Source organism: Neisseria sp. P0009.S007, assembly GCF_051962515.1.
Window position 1 is genome coordinate 1 of sequence record NZ_JBQCVF010000920.1, and the last position, 412, is coordinate 412.

1 protein-coding gene is annotated in these 412 nt (G+C 31.8%); it reads right to left on the minus strand.

Annotation, left to right across the window (positions count from 1 at the left end; all coding sequences use genetic code 11):
* On the minus strand, window positions 1-412 hold a 412-nt coding region (locus tag ACTHS3_RS17120), incomplete at both ends, for an Abi-alpha family protein (protein WP_440368655.1).

Genomic DNA, 412 nt, shown 5'->3' on the forward strand with positions numbered 1-412 from the left:
CTTTTTAAGTCTTTCATTAATTGAAGAAGTTTTGCATCATGGGATGATAAAGACTTAACTTTTTCAACAAAGCTATTGTGGATCTTTCCATTATTTCTAGCATCAAAGGAGGTAGATACTAATTTTGCAAATATTTCCCTAAGCTCTTCTTCTTCAAGGTAATATTGAGATGCCTCGATTGCAGGTCCTAAAATACTATATTTAGGTTCTTGAATTTCTTCTTGAGGAATTTTTTCTAAATTTTTATTAAGTCTATCACTGAAATCAGCTAACTCTTTTTTCCTTTTTAATTGTTGTTTTTCCATCCATAAATCAATAGGTCCAAATACTTGTTTCCACACTAGATTTAATGTATGAGCTGGTGCCTCAGCTCCCTTTGTCAATAATGTTGTAGCACCTGCAGTTAAAATAG